The organism is Vibrio sp. 1-Bac 57, assembly GCF_037546855.1.
Taxonomy (GTDB): Bacteria; Pseudomonadota; Gammaproteobacteria; order Enterobacterales; family Psychromonadaceae; genus Psychromonas.
On record NZ_JALAAC010000037.1, the window covers coordinates 24,353 to 41,188 of the forward strand.

At 37.8% G+C, this 16,836-nt stretch carries 16 protein-coding genes; 5 read left to right on the plus strand and 11 right to left on the minus strand.

The annotated features are described in order from the left end of the window. Nucleotides 1–549: 549 nt before the first annotated feature. The 10 genes from MT391_RS17640 to MT391_RS17685 form a co-directional block, all read right to left on the minus strand. The gene (locus MT391_RS17640; protein ID WP_499499266.1) at nucleotides 550–1,044 is read right to left on the minus strand and encodes a universal stress protein; all 495 of its coding nucleotides are present in this window, start codon (nucleotides 1,042–1,044) and stop codon (nucleotides 550–552) included. Between the two features lie 40 nt (nucleotides 1,045–1,084). After that, nucleotides 1,085–2,413 (minus strand): TRAP transporter large permease, encoded by a 1,329-nt coding sequence (locus MT391_RS17645; protein WP_028867007.1) that lies wholly within the window; start codon nucleotides 2,411–2,413, stop codon nucleotides 1,085–1,087. A 1-nt stretch (nucleotide 2,414) separates the two neighbouring features. Next, nucleotides 2,415–2,951 carry a TRAP transporter small permease gene (locus MT391_RS17650; RefSeq protein ID WP_499442688.1) on the minus strand — a complete coding sequence of 179 codons (537 nt, stop codon included), beginning with the start codon at nucleotides 2,949–2,951 and terminating at the stop codon, nucleotides 2,415–2,417. Between the two features lie 2 nt (nucleotides 2,952–2,953). Further along, the gene (locus MT391_RS17655; protein ID WP_499442687.1) at nucleotides 2,954–3,979 is read right to left on the minus strand and encodes a TRAP transporter substrate-binding protein; all 1,026 of its coding nucleotides are present in this window, start codon (nucleotides 3,977–3,979) and stop codon (nucleotides 2,954–2,956) included. 826 nt (nucleotides 3,980–4,805) lie between these two features. After that, complete coding sequence (locus MT391_RS17660) at nucleotides 4,806–5,630, minus strand: molybdenum cofactor biosynthesis F family protein (protein WP_499499268.1); 825 nt, start codon at nucleotides 5,628–5,630, stop codon at nucleotides 4,806–4,808. 126 nt (nucleotides 5,631–5,756) lie between these two features. Beyond that, complete coding sequence (locus MT391_RS17665; protein ID WP_499499269.1) at nucleotides 5,757–6,758, minus strand: phosphotransferase enzyme family protein; 1,002 nt, start codon at nucleotides 6,756–6,758, stop codon at nucleotides 5,757–5,759. 12 nt (nucleotides 6,759–6,770) lie between these two features. After that, on the minus strand, nucleotides 6,771–8,054 hold the full coding sequence (locus MT391_RS17670) for an aspartate aminotransferase family protein (RefSeq protein WP_499499271.1): 1,284 nt from the start codon (nucleotides 8,052–8,054) through the stop codon (nucleotides 6,771–6,773). Beyond that, nucleotides 8,051–8,419: a MoaF-related domain-containing protein gene (locus MT391_RS17675; RefSeq protein ID WP_499499273.1), complete on the minus strand. Its 369-nt coding sequence runs from the start codon at nucleotides 8,417–8,419 to the stop codon at nucleotides 8,051–8,053. Before MT391_RS17675 ends, MT391_RS17670 begins: the two co-directional genes overlap by 4 nt. A gap of 747 nt (nucleotides 8,420–9,166) precedes the next feature. Further along, the gene (locus tag MT391_RS17680; protein ID WP_499499275.1) at nucleotides 9,167–9,529 is read right to left on the minus strand and encodes a cupin domain-containing protein; all 363 of its coding nucleotides are present in this window, start codon (nucleotides 9,527–9,529) and stop codon (nucleotides 9,167–9,169) included. A gap of 85 nt (nucleotides 9,530–9,614) precedes the next feature. Continuing rightward, the gene (locus tag MT391_RS17685) at nucleotides 9,615–10,919 is read right to left on the minus strand and encodes an NAD(P)/FAD-dependent oxidoreductase (RefSeq protein WP_499499276.1); all 1,305 of its coding nucleotides are present in this window, start codon (nucleotides 10,917–10,919) and stop codon (nucleotides 9,615–9,617) included. Between the two features lie 301 nt (nucleotides 10,920–11,220). Between MT391_RS17685 and MT391_RS17690 the strand changes: the two genes are divergently transcribed. The 5 genes from MT391_RS17690 to MT391_RS17710 are packed head-to-tail and all read left to right on the plus strand — an operon-like array spanning nucleotide 11,221 to nucleotide 16,257. Continuing rightward, the gene (locus MT391_RS17690; protein WP_499499278.1) at nucleotides 11,221–11,736 is read left to right on the plus strand and encodes a universal stress protein; all 516 of its coding nucleotides are present in this window, start codon (nucleotides 11,221–11,223) and stop codon (nucleotides 11,734–11,736) included. A 51-nt stretch (nucleotides 11,737–11,787) separates the two neighbouring features. Then, a complete protein-coding gene (locus MT391_RS17695) occupies nucleotides 11,788–12,699 on the plus strand; it encodes a tripartite tricarboxylate transporter substrate binding protein (RefSeq protein ID WP_499442711.1) in 912 nt (303 codons plus the stop codon). Between the two features lie 56 nt (nucleotides 12,700–12,755). After that, the gene (locus MT391_RS17700; protein WP_028867014.1) at nucleotides 12,756–13,334 is read left to right on the plus strand and encodes a hypothetical protein; all 579 of its coding nucleotides are present in this window, start codon (nucleotides 12,756–12,758) and stop codon (nucleotides 13,332–13,334) included. Between the two features lie 14 nt (nucleotides 13,335–13,348). Further along, nucleotides 13,349–14,827 carry a tripartite tricarboxylate transporter permease gene (locus MT391_RS17705; protein WP_499499279.1) on the plus strand — a complete coding sequence of 493 codons (1,479 nt, stop codon included), beginning with the start codon at nucleotides 13,349–13,351 and terminating at the stop codon, nucleotides 14,825–14,827. Between the two features lie 20 nt (nucleotides 14,828–14,847). After that, nucleotides 14,848–16,257: an aldehyde dehydrogenase family protein gene (locus tag MT391_RS17710; protein ID WP_499442674.1), complete on the plus strand. Its 1,410-nt coding sequence runs from the start codon at nucleotides 14,848–14,850 to the stop codon at nucleotides 16,255–16,257. A gap of 122 nt (nucleotides 16,258–16,379) precedes the next feature. Here MT391_RS17710 and MT391_RS17715 read toward each other — a convergent pair. Beyond that, nucleotides 16,380–16,836, minus strand: a 457-nt coding sequence (locus MT391_RS17715) for a response regulator transcription factor (protein WP_499499281.1), incomplete at its 5' end; no start/stop codon positions are given.

Genomic DNA, 16,836 nt, shown 5'->3' on the forward strand with positions numbered 1-16,836 from the left:
TCATTTAAAACAAGTATTTATTCCCCACTCCCTCTAGCCATAAGAGGCCATTAAGCCATCAATAAGGCGATGGCCTATATAAAGGCCCTTCTTGTATCGTCATTATAACTCGCCATGAAAATCAGCAAATAAAGCATACAAAGTATCTAAGTATCTAAGTATCTAAGTATCTAAGTATCTAAGTATCTAAGTATCTAAGTATCTAAGTATCTAAGTATAAAATTGCAGGGCTAAGGGAGCATTTGAAATTTAATAACCAGATGTAATCACAGAGAACGTGCTTACCTCAAAGCTTACGCAAAGGTTCATTCATTTAAAATGAAGCATTGCACGCTATCTTAAAGCTCTCTTAATGTTCCAAAGGTAAGTAAAAAATATTTGGGTTGGTGATGAGTATGTAAGAGTACGAGTAAAAACTAAGCTATTAATATTATAGGCAGTTAATATTAGGGCTCCTTACAAACTAAAAAGCCTGCCAATAATAAAACCACGTAAAGTGATCGTCTTATTGATAGGCTTTGAATAGAAAAATCATAAACTAAAGTTAGGTTACTCTTTATCTGTTAATGGAATGATTAATAATGGACGTTTAGAATTTAACATCACTTTATTGGCCGTTGAGCCAGTGAAGAATTGCCCCGCAGATGAAGAGGTACGAGTGCCCATAACAATAAGGTCCGCATCCATTTCATTAGCAACATTAACAATGGTCTTCCAGGCGACTCCTTCTTCAATACGGGATTTTATTTTAGTCATTTTTAATACGTCGGATTCTTGCATTTCTGATTTCAAAAAGTCATCTACTCTTTTTTCAAGCTTGTGCTTCAAATTTACCAAACTTTGATTATAGAGTTCATCTAAATCAGCTTCTTCAATGAGGTCATTAATCCTAGATTTAATCGCACTACTTATCGGCTCTATGACGTGTAAGTAAGTAATTTCTGATTGATATCGACCACATAGATTAACCGCAGCTCGTAGTGCAGGGCGAGATCCTTTTTCGATATCAGACGCATATAGTATTTTATTCACTTTTGATAACATAACTTATCCTTTGTTATATGAACGATCACGAATGTGAGGCTTATCTATATAGCCATATCGGTAATGCCATTGCGATCGGTGCTATCAAAGTAACCAATAATAACCTCACAATATCAGCACACCAAAACGGTGTTACCCCTTTGAATATAGTGCTAGCTTTAACATCCTTGAGCACCGCACTTAATACAAATACATTCATCCCCACTGGCGGTGTTATCAAACTAATTTCAGTCACCACCACCACTACTATACCAAACCACACAAGGTCAAACCCTAAGCTTTGCACTAATGGATAAAAAATAGGCACGGTCAATAACATCATAGAAAGGCTCTCAAATACCATTCCTAATACGATATAAATAGCCAGTATGACAAAAATAACTAACATTGGTGATATTTGCAGTTGGCTGACCATATTAAATATGTCGTCGGGCATGCCTGCACGGTTAATAAAGTCTGAATAAATAAGCGCACCAATAAGCACAGCAAACAACATTGCAGAAGTACGCGCAGTATCTGTTAATGTTTCAAATAAACCACTAAGAGAAAGCGAACGTCTACTTATCGCGATTAAAAATGCACCTCCAGCGCCCACACCAGCTGCTTCCGTTGGTGTAAATATACCGAAGTAAATACCTCCCATCACGATACCAAATAGAATCAATACTCCCCAAACCCCTTTTAACGCCGCCTTTTTCTCTTGCCACGACATTTTTTCACCACAAGGGCCTGTTTCAGGGTTACGCCAAACAGTCCACTTTACCGCACCCAAATATAAAAGAATGCCCATAAAACCAGGAATGAATCCAGCTGCGAATAGCTCACGAATACTGGTTTCAGTCATGATGCCATATAACACCAATATCACACTCGGTGGTATCAAAATACCTAATGTACCACCTGCTGCAATCGATGCAGTTGCTAGAGAGTCTGCATAGCCATATTTACGCATCTCAGGCATGGCCACTTTCGCCATGGTTGCAGAAGTTGCTAAGCTTGAACCACAAATTGCAGAGAAACCACCACAGGCAACCACCGTAGCCATTGATAAGCCACCTTTTTTATGGCCAAGAAATGAATAAGAAGCGCGATAAAGCTCTTTAGACAAGCCTGATTTAGTCACTAAATTACCCATCAAAATAAACAATGGGATCACCGATAAACTATATTCTTGAGCAGTGTCAGCTACTCGTTTTGCAGCCATTGATAAGCTACTATTCCAATTAAACGTCATCATGTTATCGAAGCTTAAGCCCTGCAGGTAAGCAAACCCTGCAAAGCCTACTATGCCCATCGCGAACGCAATAGGAATACGTACGACAATAATAATCAATAACAGTATCGCAAAACCAATTAATGCAATCGTCATATTAAGCCTCTTTGTTTTTGGTAGATTTTGTTTTCTTTAATAAGTGATAAGTACCGTAACTAATCACTGTCGCAGCAGTTACCCAGCTCATTATTGCGATGTACTGCACCACGTATCCCATTGGAATAGCGAGAAATTCACTGGCCTCTGAGCGCCTAATTGAGCGAGCACCTAGAAAAAATATTTTGGCCGCTAAATAGTATAAAGAGCTTGAAATAACCAATATTGAAAGAACACCCAACACTTTAACAATGGTTCCGCCTAAGAAATTATCCAACATATCAACAACAACATGACCACCACGCCAAGTAATAATTGGCATCTCAGCAAATACTATGATGGCAATACCAATTTCTGTTAACTCACTTGCAGCATCTAAAGAGTTGTTGAATAGATACCGCCCGACCACATCAGTACAAGTAATAAACATCAGTAATAACAATGTAATACCTGCAATAAGCTCTAATGAGAAGGCAACCCATTTAATGGCCATACCTTGTTCTTCATAGTGTGCTGAAATCCAATTATTTAGCGTCATAATTAGTTACCGTAATTTTGTGCAATTTCTTTTAATTCATCCAAAGCTTGTTGACCTTGAACGCCAGTATCTTTAACACTTTCTACCCATTCAGCTTCTAAACCTTCGCTAATTTTTTGAAATTCTTGGCTAAGTTTTCCGCCTTTTTCAGCTTCAACGATATTACCGCCCATTTCTTTAGCGTATTGCTCACCTTTAATATCATCTTCATCGTATAAACGCCCTGCTAATGCAGATAGTTTTTCACCCGACACACTCATTATCGCATCACGATCTTTTTGACTTAAATTAGCTAGAAAATCTTCATTCATAAAAATAGAAAAACTTCCTAAGTACATACCGCCTGGTACTTTTAATACATTCGGTGCAACTTCAGCTAAACGTAACGCTTTTTGCTCGTTAATAGGTAAAAATACACCGTCAATAACGCCCTGTTGTAGCATTTCATACACTTTTGAAGCTGGTGCTGCGATTGGTGTAATACCTAAACGCTCACCTAATTCACTTTGAATACCACCGCCAATACGAATTTTCTTACCTTTTAATTGTGCAAGGCTAGTAATAGGATCGATGGTATGTACATAACCAGGACCATGAGTAAACATACCAATTAATGTTAAACCTTCGAATTCATGCGCTTTAGCAAAGTACTTTTGTTGTACTCTCCAAAGAGCAACCGAGGCAGCTTCTGCTTTAACACCTAAACCTGGTAGTTCAACAGCCTGTGGTAGTTTGAAGCGGCCCGGTACATATCCGTGGTAACTAAAACCTGCTTCAGCTACACCATCTTCAACTAAGTCATAAATACTTTTTGGGTGACCCATTCCGTATTCAACTTTTACAGTAACTCGACCCTCTGTCGCTTCTTCTACCCATTTCCCCCAAGTTGGCCAAAAATCGACATTCATGGTGTGGCTAGGTGGTAACCAAGTTGCTACATGTAAAACTTGAGCTGCACTCGCTGCTTTTGATATTACTAAGCTAAAACATAATGCAATCATAAATTTCAAAAAATTCGTTTTCATCATTATTGCTCTCCTTTGAGGTATTTAATTCGTTCAAAATGGGTTTAAAACAACCCCTTTCATTACTAATATGTCCATGTATATGATTATGTCTTTGCTAATACAGCAACTTACAAGCACTTAAGCGATATATTGGATTGTTAAGGTTCATTCATTATTCAACCTTTACAAACCCACTTACTTAACGCGTTAACCATTTACTTGAAATCATGTTAAAGGAATTAGCTTCTGATATTAAGCTCTTTTAACGACATATTTATTGTTATGTGACCTCTCCCTCTCTTTCTATAATCGCGTAACACACTATATTTTTTAGGTAAAAATGAATTTAACGTACTTATAAGACACGTGTCTCATTATTTAGTAATAGTTGTTTTATATAGTCGAAAAAAAACAAAAAGAGTATAAACAGCTGATATTCCGTATAAAAACTTAAAAATTGTAGTTAACACGTTAAGTTACTTGTTTGCGGCTTAGCATATAGTATTTAAATGAATAGCATCTAGTGTTTAAATAACAACCCAAAGTTGAGCTTTCGAAAGTTAAGCCTTGAATAAAGTGTCTCATTAAAAAATGATGAAAAAAGATAGGTTGATCTTAAAAGTATAAGGGCCAAATATTGAGGGTGTGTAACAAGTAATTGTTACAACTACTTGTCACAACTACTTGTTACAACTTGAATTGAAGTGGTTAATGGGGATGATATTAATAAGTGAAAAAAACTGCCATGCTGACCAAAAGTATGGGCTATCTTATACCCATACTTTGCACAATTGACTTAAAATGCTATCGCTTTAAGTCAATAGATAAGCTGAATAGTTCAGCTCAATTAAATGATATGGTTAGTTTCATTGAGTAACTTAGCATAGGCACCAACGGGAAAGTTATTGAGTTTTTTAAAATCAGTACCATCATAACCTACGATTTTCCCCGTTGTTTTTAAACGTTTAAGATCAATCATAATTACACCAGCTGTCGGTATGATTTTTTCACGCCAAACAAATAAGTATAGCTCTTCATCAATTTTGTAATAATGACAAAGGTCAGTATCTGCCAAGCCCTTTTCAACACCGTTAAGGCATTGCCATGTATAATAATTTTGATTCAAATATACATGCTCATAAGACTCGTGTGGACTATAGGTATATTGTACTCTTTTGCCAATAAGTTCATCGGTAACGTGATGGCCTCTACCTTCAGTGTATGCCGTACCAATGGTAAATTGTACAAAAGCTGAATCAACTGCCGTCAGTAAATCACCATCCAGAACGCTTTGGTATGCTGGGCGCATTGTTTCCTCTTTTGACGGCATTCTATTAATAACAGCAGTACCATTATTTGTGTTTAAATTAATAATTAAGCTAACAGTAGTTGCTTTCTCCTGAGACTTAATAAAATCAATAAAATAAATCCCTTCTCGAATACAGGTAGCAGTGTACGATTCAATGACTTTTTCACCCACACCTTTCCCCTCCAGAATTTCCCAGGTTAAACGGTTTTCACTATCAAAAGTGTGTCGTATCAACCATCCATTTTCCATGAAACAATCTAAAGTTTTACCTTCTAAGTCATTAACATACTCTAAAATATTAGAATCTGGTGCAAAACCTGCGGCCAAATCGCCAACTTGAACCCATTCTGTTTTATTTTCCATAAAATACCCTTTCATTGATGATTCATAGGTCCATATAGTCATCTATAAATCATGACTACATGGACCTAGACTTTTATTTAGTTGAATTTAATATTATTACTCGTACATAATCTGTGTTGTTACATTTTAAGCAACTTCCTCAAGAGGAGATAAATATTGCTTAACAGCCAACATACAACTAGCAACAAGATCAGCCGCTAATGCTTGAGCCGCTTGCTCTGTTTGGCGAGTCTGAAGCCAGTTTAGATAAGCTATCCCTCTCAGAGCCATAAAAAGTGGCAGTTGTTTAATATCATGTTCAGATAACGATCGAACATTGCGATAACCCTGTATCAGAGCACTTTTAGCCGTATCATAATTTGGATCTGACTGGAAAGAATAAAGTGCGGTTGCTATTTCAAACAGGTGCCACCCCATACCTGCATCATCAAAATCAATTAATTGAATTTTATTACCATCGTATAAAATATTTTCAGGAGAAAAATCAGCATGAATCATACTAAATCGCTGAGGCTCACAACCGAATTCAACCAACGCACGCTTAGCTTTTACAGTTACCTTAGCTAATAGTGATTTTTGTTGTTCTGTTAATGATTCAAGTTTCCAAAAACAGCCCCAGTTAGGTTGTTCTCCTATTAATCCGTTAGCATCCCAAACTAGGCGTTCAAAATCACTGGGTTGTTGCCATTGGCTTGATTGATTGTGCAATAACCCCGCGGTCTCACCTATTTTTGTAAAAACATCATTAATGTGAGTAAGGTTTTCGCCAAGACCCTCTTCAACACTTCCTAGTTGTTCACCCTCTACCCACTCAAATAAGTCTACTTGTCGTATATCATTAGCAATCTCAATATGAGAAAAAAGCCGTTTATCCAATGTTGGAATAGCCTGTGGTACGTTAATTTCCGTTTCTTGAACTGCCGCCATCCAAATTAATTCAGATAACAGTGCTTTATCTGAATGATAATTAGCACGATGAATACGTAATGCATAACGTGTCCGGCATGAGGTTATAATTTCAAAAACTGCATTTTCTCTTTCTTTAATAAGAGATATTTCACTGCCTTCAAGACCCCAATCTGATAAGACTGCTATTGCTGCTTCATAACTATTGCTCACTTTGTCCATAGTCCCACCTTATTAATTTAATTCATTGAATGCTTGATTCAATGCGCTCAGTACTTGATCAGCGTTCTCTTGGTTAAATACAATTGGTGGTCTCATTTTTAATGCGTTTCTAGCAATACCCGTTTTACTTAGTAATATGCCCTGACTTTTCATCGACTCAACAATGGCGTGCGCAGCCTCTGGTGCGGGTTCTTTACTTTCCAAGTCTAATACCAGTTCAACAACTATAAATAAGCCACGCTGCCTAACATCTCCAATGAGCTGATATTTTTCTTTTAATTGCTCTAATCCATCTTTGAGATAAGCACCAATCTTTCTAGCATTTTCGATTAAATTATCTTTTTGAATCACGTCTAATACAGCAAGTGCAGCGGCTGAAGAAACTGGATTCCCCCCAAAGGTATTAAAATATTCTGAACGTGAACGAAACTCATCCATAAGTTTGCTGCTAGTAACAACCCCAGCGACTGGGTGTCCATTTCCCATTGGTTTACCTAAGGTAACGATATCGGGCACGACACCTGTTTGTTGATATCCCCACATACTTCCAGTGCGCCCAAAACCCGATTGCACTTCATCAAAAATCACCAAACCACCAGCATCACGAACATGCTGCGCTGCTAATTCTATAAATTTTTCAGGAATAACCGGTATTGCTTCGTTAGCAAGAATCGGACAAATTAACATCGCAGCAAAACCAATTCCTTCTGCGTTGAACTCATCGATTGCTTGCTTAACCTTATCCGCATAGGCACTACCTAAAGCTGTTCCCGTTAAACCATCTAATGGACGATAACTGTCAGGAGTAGGGATAGATTTAACATTACAACCTTTTACTTGCCCTTGATGAAATTGCGTGGCTATTTCATCAACAACAGTGGTGTTACCATGATAAGCATCATCGGTGCATATAATACCCATTTTGCCAGTATGCTCTCGGGCCATTCTTATCGCGATATCATTAGACTCACTGCCGGTACAAGTCATTACTAACATATCTAAGCTTTGATCAAAGGTGGCCAATAAGCGTTCTGAGTATTCAACGATAGTTTCATGCAAATAACGCGTATGCACATTTAACGTTTGTACTTGCTCAGTAATACGTTTAACGACATAAGGATTACAATGCCCTACTGTCGGGACATTGTTATACATATCAAGGTATTTAGTGCCGTCAGCATCATAAAGCCACACACCTTTTCCCTTAATAATATGGATAGGCTGGTCATAAAATAAGGGCGCATATTCACCCATTACCTTATAGCGCCTCGCTAATAGTTTATTAACACTCATCATTTATTCTCACTATTAATAACCATAGATTCACACTCGATGTAATGCATCGTAGCTTGATCTAATACATGCTCAACCTTACCGTCGCTTGTCGGTCCCATCCAACTGGCCGTAGCGATCATTTTTTCAAAATCTAAAACCACATCCGTTAACCAAGGTCCAGAAATATCAAGTCCATTAACTACCGTTGTGGTCGATGCTTCAATCCAACTAATCAAATAAATATTATCAGCAATTTTAACGGCGTTATATTCTTCAGTCTGAGAGTGACCATCAAGCCCGCCTGATATGCCCTTCCACAATATACAGTGGCCTGTTAACCAATGTTGCTCCAGCACATGCCCAGATTCATACCCGTCACCATTCAAGATGCAAAGTTCAGCAAGTTGTGAGGTGAGTAGCTTCTAGGCAGAAAGTTGAAGGTCTAACTGGTTCAATCAATACTTTCTAACAACGAAGATGCTTGCCTCAAAACTTGCCCTGCGGGTCGCTAGCTCGAAAAGCAATTCTGCGTTACAACATTCGATAAGGACTAGCCATTGTCATCATGTTGCGCCTTGCCTTGCTGTCCGAGCTAACGACTGAACAAAGCATCTTGATTGGTAACGGGTATATAATGTAAGCGAACAGCTTTGCCAGTTAAGTCCGAGGTTAAAAGATGGCCCGTGTCACTTAGGTGATGATTTTCTTTCCACGTTTTGTTTGGCTTACTACATTCCATAAAGTGATCCGAAATTTTGCTGGTAAACTTTAAGTACACGGGGTGATTTAGCTTTCAAATTTTTGGTAATTAATGATTTACTTTGAGAGGAGACTTATTTTGTCTGATGCGTTTACCCAAATACATAAGCAAAAAATAGGCTTTCCGAGTAATATTTTTCAATATCAATATTAGTAAGGCTGAATATAGAAATATTGTATTTTTACGACATTCCGCTTATTTGATAAATAAAGCTGATACTGATGCCATCATCACCCTAATTAATTAGGCATAACGCTTTGATTAATTACTTTTATATGGGGAGCTATATAAAATTGTTGCGGCAACAATCAATGATTATTAACTGTTGCCGCAACAATCATTGATTATTAACTGTTACGTTATTAACGATAAATTATTTTACGACAGATAAATAATGCTTAACGAAATAATCAGATAAAACATGCCACTCAACTTTGCTGCCTTGCGCTACAAACCATGAATCGCCAGGACCAAATGTTTCTTCTTCACCCGTATCTAAATTCTTTAATTTTAATGAGCCTTGCAAAATAGTGGCGTGCTCAGTAAAAGGATATTGCATTGAAAATACGCCTTTTGTACATTTAAAAATACCACAAGCAACAGCGTCTTCAGGGCCTCCATCTACCATTGCTATACTTGCCTGCGGATCTCCTTCAATTACAGTAGAGCCTAGGTTAGTAACACTTCCGATTTCTGCCATTTCCGGTAGAACTGCATTAAGTAATATTGGTTTCATTTTCTGTTCCTTTATTTAAAGAGTAAGTAATAATTAATGTTTCTTGAGTTTCAGTAAAAAATTAAAATCTATCTAAATGCTTATATTAACGACGCCCATTCCAATAACCTGAAATTTGATGCCACATCTTCCCTCCGGTTAAAAGTGCAGGTGCGATATAATCTTTACCATGTATTGTGACATGTGGGATGCCACTGATCAGGTCATATCTTTCTGTTCTTTCAGTCATTCCCTCCGCTAATACTTTACAAATGATATGACTCGGCGTGACTCCGAAACCTGAATACCCCTGTACATAAAAGACATTGTCATGCCCTTTTAATGTACCCATTTGTGGAAAGAGACTTGCACTAACACATAACGGCCCACCCCATGCGTAATCAACTTTGACTTTATCTAAGTATGGAAATATTTTTAACATTTGATCTCGATTCCAAGCTTTAAGATCATTTGGGATGTTCTCTATAGCGCGAGTCGCCGCGCCAAATAACAAACGGTTTTCATTTGTTACTCTGTAGTAATCGATAACAGGTCGAATATCACTGTAAGCTCCTCTAATAGGGCTTATCTGTTCAATAAGTTCATCGGATAAAGGTTCGGTTGCCATTTGAAATGCATGAGTATTGATAGTTTTTTTGTGTAATTCAGGCTCCATCCCTTCTAAGAAACCATTGCATGCCCAAAGTAGTTTTTTGGCTTTTACACTGCCCGTCGGAGTCCGAACAGTAATGGTATCGCCATATTCAACGGAAATAACCATTGAATTTTCGTAAATTTTTACACCGTAAAGTTCTGTTACGGCTTTGGCTTCGCCCAACAATAAGTTTAAAGAATGGACATGCCCTGCTCCCATATGTTTTAAAGCACAACTATAAGCATCTGAACCTACAACACTTTTCACATCGGATCCGGTTAGCAATTCAATTTCAGTATCAGAAGACACTGATTTGAATTCCTTTTCCCATGCTCTGAGTGTTTTTTCTTGACGAGGATTACTGCCTAAATAAGCGTAACCATGACGAAAGTCTGCCTTGATATCATATTTTTCTGCACGCTCTTTAATAATAGCAGCACCTAAATTACCTATTTTAAATAGCTCTTGAAGACCTTCAGGTCCAACGTGCTTTTTAACGGTATCTAAATCATGGCCAAGACCCGCCATAATTTGCCCACCATTTCGTCCCGTGCCACCATAACCAAGGTAGCGTCCTTCCAAAATAACCGTATTAGTAAAACCTTTTTCAGCCAATTCAAGTGCGGTGTTAACTCCTGTAAACCCACCTCCAATGATGACCACATCAGCTTCAATATCGTCTGTCAGTCTGGGGAAACTTAAGTCATATTTCTTTGTTGCAGAGTAATATGTTTCAGAGTCTAAATGTCTTTTCATCTTCTCGTCCTTAGCGTTTTTTATGACGATATAAAAACATAGCCATCAACAGCTAACAATCAGCCGTAAGGTTGATAAAGCAGTATTCATTCAGAGTAAAATTCAGAACGAAACAACTTAATCCTATGATTAATAACAACTTTAATTTAAAAAGAAAAATATTGATTGTGGCATAACTAAAAACACAAATGCGACATAGGTCAGATTACACCGTTAAAATACGCTTTCTCATCCTTAAGGTTGATTTCAATGAGAGGGATTATCTTTTTTAATAGCTCACCAGTTATGAAAAGGAAATGCCATGAGAAACGATATTAAAGTCATCATTTATGCTTCAGACGCTAGTCAAGGAAGCTGGCGAGCATTTGATGTTGCCATTAATCAAGCAATAAAGAACCAAGCTGAAATTGTTTACGTTCATGCGATTGAAAGTATTAAAACCATCACATCCGAGGCTTCCTATTCATATCTGCCAAAGGGAATAGAAAAAATCCATTCTTCTCAACGAAAGCAAGAAACCGCATCAAAAATAAGAGAAAGGATACAGCGATTTGCACTGGTTAAATTTAGTGACTTAGGCACTCCCCCTAAATTTTCAATTAATATAGAATTTGGTCCTCCGGAAAAAGTCATCATAGACGTAGCAGAGAAAACCAATGCCGGCTTAATTATTATGGGAAACCGTAAATCCAGCCCTTTTTCCAGAATGTTCTTAGGCTCTACAGTCAATAAAGTTCTGCAAACAGCAACAATCCCAGTTTTAATGGTCCCCCTTCCAAATGGATTGGAAGCCCGTAAAAATTTAGCAACATTTTAATCAATAATCATCAAAGGATTTAATATGAAAAAATTAAAAGTTTGTTTAGCAATGTTACTACCTGTCGTATGTTCTGCTGTTCCTGTCATGGCCGCGGAGTATCCTAATAGACCTGTAAAATTTATTGTTCCTTGGCCGCCCGGTGATATCGAAGATATCCTTACGCGTTTAATTGCTGAAGAGATGTCTAGCCAAACAGGTAAACCTGCGACTGTCATTAATAAACCTGGCGGTGGTGGCGTTATTGGAGCGGCTCAGGTCGGTAGAGGTAAAGCTAACGGCCTCACCATAGGGTCTTTTGTAGCAGACATTCTGACGACTCAGATCATATCTGGTAATGCACCTTTTGATCAAAATACCTTTGAGCCTGTCGGTATTTTTTTAGATTATCCTTTTGTAATTGCAGCTAAAAATGACGCACCCTATAACAATATGGCTGAGCTAGCTAAGTATTCTCAGGAAAACAATGTCTCGCTAGCACATTTTGGTTATCAAGCTCTACCAACGGCGATCACATTTAAAGCTGCAGATAAAGTTGGCCTTAAATTCTCTTCAAATGCTCCCTTTGATTCCATTAACTGTAACACCTTAGCAAATGGTGATGCAGACGTTGTTAATACAACCACACAAACTATCCTATCCTGCTTACAATCAGGCGATGTCAAAATTATCGCTTCCATCACTCAAGATCGCATGAGTATTAGCCCTGATGTAGCAACGCTTAATGAGCAAACAGGTGTAAGTCAAACAACCTGGAATGGTCTATTTGTTAAAAAAGGCACACCTGAAAATATCAAACAAAAAATTGCTGATATAGCACAGGCGGCATTAAAGTCACCACAGGTAAAAGACATCAGTGAAAGCACTGGAGCTAATGTTTTTTGGATTGGCGGAAAAGAAGCACAAACTATTATTAACAATGATTTTTTAGGTGCGAAAGAGTTATTGGAATATATGAAGTAATTTAAATATGAGTAGATAAATTATCTACTCATATTTTCACAATAAGGGAGAAAAGAATGGCGATTGAAATCGAGATAGATGAAAAAAATACAAGTGACTCAACGGACAATGAATTACCGATGAACTATTACTTTTATTTATTATCTTTTATTGGCTCCCTCGTGCTGATACTTCTACAACCCTTTGAAGCAGCGGCAGTAACAACTACACATGGCTGGTATTCTCAGCCTTTTGTTGCCCCTTTATTTGGGCTATCTATTATTTCAATTTTTAGTGGTACCTATTTATTAGTCAACACTAAGAAAAATTTTCACTGTTTGAAAAATGTAAACCCCATTGAGTTAAGTTTTAACGCAGTCAGTAAATATAGAACCGCGATTATAATTAGCATGTTTTTTTACTTATTTATCGCAAGTTTGTCAGTGGTCGGTTTTGCTATCTCAAGTTTTGTACTGATCATTTCAATGCTTTGGATTAGTAATCTATTTAATCGCTTTTGGGTGGTTATGTCGCTTATCTCAGTCTCCATCTTGATCGTAATATTTAGAGTCATCGTTAGTGTTTGGTTACCTGATGTTTGGCTGTATAACTTGTTTCCCGATTCTTTATCTGAATTCGCGAATATGTACTTGTAAATAGAGATAAAATTATGGATGTTTTCTTATTAGGCATGCAAGAAATAATAACGATAAACGTTATGCTTGCTATTATTTTTGGTGCGGTTTTAGGGGTGTCGATAGGCTCTATTCCTGGTCTTGAACCTGCCGGCGTTATTGCTATTTTATTACCAATGACATTTGCAATGGACCCGTTACCAGGCGTCACGCTATTACTTGGCGTCTATGGTGGTGCATGGTATGGCGGAGCGATCCCAGCCATTTTGATGAATACCCCAGGGACGCCAGTTGCCGTGCTAACCACCTATGACGGTTACCCGATGACCAAAAAAGGGCAGGGTAAAAAAGCACTCTCGATTGCTTATTCTTCGTCTTTTGTAGGCGGTATTATTAGTGTGCTATCACTGATATTTTTAGCACCAATACTATCACAGGTAGCCACATTATTTGGCTCGACAGAATTTGCTATGTTAGCCGCTTTAGGCATGATTTTTGTTGTTATGGCACATTATAAACAAGCATTTTCAGCCGCAATGATGCTTGGATTAGGTATATTCTTTGGCTCGATTGGCATTGACAGGTCTTATAACACCATGACCTATACATTTGAACAAGAATGGTTATACGGAGGGGTACCTCTGGTCCCAACAGTCATTGGTTTGTTTGCTATGTCACAAGCATTTGTGCTGCTATCTCAAAAAGGCAATGACTCACAAATTACAAAATATGAAGGAGAAGGCAGATTCTCTGGCATGTTAGTGGTATGGAAATATAAGTGGACCGCTTTTCGTTCAGCAGCATTGGGCGTTCTCATGGGGTTATTACCCGGTGTTGGTGAATTTGGCTCTCAATTCTTTTCTTATACCCTTGCACAAAAGTTTTCTAAGACACCAGAGAAATTTGGTAACGGAGCTGAAGAGGGATTAATTGCCTCTGAAACATCAAATAATGCGGTAACGGCATCAGTTATGATCCCCCTACTTGCATTTGGTATCCCTGCTGATGCTTTGATGGCGATGTTACTGTCAGTATTTATGGTTCATAATTATATACCCGGTCCTACCCTATTTGCTGAGCACCCAGAATTTATTTCGGGATTATATATATCGATTTTTTTAATCAATATTGTGGCATTTTTATACCTGACTTTTTCCAGCAAATTAATTGTTAATTTAACAAGAATTAGAGGTCGTTTCATAGGCGCTATTATTTTGATTCTTGGTTTTATCGGTAGTTATAGCCAAAATTATCAATTTTCAGATGCGCTCATTGCATTAGGCTTTGCAATTTTTGGGTACATTTTAAAAAGAGAGCAAATTCCCGCGGTTCCAATCATTCTTGGCTTAGTGCTAGGCCCTGTATTTCTAACTCGAGTGAAGCAAGCACTTGGCGTTTCTAACGGTGATTTCGCCATTTTTGTAGAACGACCAATTAGTTTGACGCTACTGATCATGATCATTGTATCGATCACATTATTTGTAGTGACGTTAGTTAAAGACTCAAAAAAATAAATATTAACTAGGAGAAATAAATGAACAAATTATGGATGACAATAAACGGTGCCAATGCAGAGGGCGATTTATCCCCTATTTCCGTGCTTAACCCTGCAGATGAAACAGTGATATATGAAGCGCCACAAGCATCTATAGAGCAACTTGATTTAGCCGTTGAAGGTGCAGTGAATGCATTTAAAACTTGGAGTGCATTAAGCCAAGCAGAACGAGATGTTTATATTAATAAAATTGCAGATACAATCGAAGAAAATGCAGAACAACTCGCCAATATAATAGTCAACGAACAAGGTAAACCATTACAACTTGCACATATGGAAGTAGGTGGCGCAGTCGCTTGGACTCGGTATGCTACCAATATCGACATTCCGGTTGAAGTTTATCAAGAAACAGATGACAAGCGCATTGAAGGTAGACGTAAACCAATCGGCGTTGTCGGCTCCATCACGCCATGGAACTGGCCATTAATGATTGCAATATGGCACATAATACCGGCACTTAGAATGGGTAATACGGTTATTAGCAAACCCTCTGAGTTGACCCCTATTAATACCTTACGCTTAGGAGAACTACTTCAAGATGTATTGCCTGCAGGTGTTTTTAGTGTGGTGTGTGGTGATGGAAAGATTGGCCAAGCAATGAGTGAACACAAAAAAATTAATAAAATAGTGTTTACTGGCTCAACCTTAAGCGGCCAACGTATCATGAAATCAGCAGCAAATAACCTTAAGCGTTTAACCCTAGAACTTGGCGGTAATGATGCAGCGGTGATTCTACCCGATGCCAACTTAAGCAAACTGGCTGAAGCTATTTTTAATACGGCATTCATTAATATGGGGCAAACATGTGCCGCTATTAAACGAATTTATGTACACCAATCGCAACATGATCAATTATGTGAATTACTCGCTGAAATAGCGGATAAAAATATTGTTGGTTCAGGTTTATCAGCTGATACCACCTTTGGTCCAGTTCAGAATAAAAATCAGTTAGAAAAAGTTATTTCACTGGTTGAAGATGCTAAATCCCATGGCGCAACTATTTACGCCGGAGGCAACAGATTAGATACTCCAGGTTACTTTTACCCCCCTACTATTGTAGGTAATGCAAACCATGGAATGCGAATTGTTGATGAAGAGCAGTTCGGGCCAGTTGTTCCTATTATTAAATACACTGACGTTGATGATGCAATTCAACAAGCTAACTCTTTAGAGGTTGGTTTAGGTGGTTCAATTTGGGGAGATTTAGACTCAGCAATGCAATTAGCATCAAAATTAGATTGTGGGACGGTTTGGATCAATGGTCATGCTGAAATTCTACCCCACGTCCCATTTGGAGGCTGCAAAATGTCAGGCTTTGGTGTTGAATTTGGGCTAGAAGGTTTATTAGAGAATAGCTTGCTGCAAGTAACCAACATTAATAAAATTTAATATAAAACTCACTCGATAATGTTTCAGTTATGATCATTATCGAGTGAATTTAATTAACTTAGATTCCCACGAATACCACTCTACCCGAGCTAATTCAATAGTCAAAGTCAGTGAAAATCAACTTATAGAATACAGTTTGCACCATAAACTTTATTGACTAACTCAATCTTACTACTCACTTGTAATTTAGAAAATAGATGTTGTAAATGCGTTTTTACGGTCGGTAAGCTCGATTTGAGATTTGATGCAATGGTTTTATTTTGCAATCCTTGAATAGCCAGTTGAAGAATTATTTTCTCTTTATTCGTTAAACCATACTGCAAGCAAAAATCCTCATAGCTAATCTTAGTATTATTCTGTAACTGCTTATTTAAAGTGAACTCTATATATCGTTGTAGACCTACTAATCTGGCTAATTCATTTTTATTAAGTTCTTCAGAGTTTTTGTTGAAAAAAAGTGATGAGCCACCAATCATGACACCATCTTGATAGTAGAATAATTCAATAATGTCTCTTACATCCCATTGCCTAACAAAATCAGAATAATAGGTATTATCGGCCTGCTGCGCTCTCGGAACC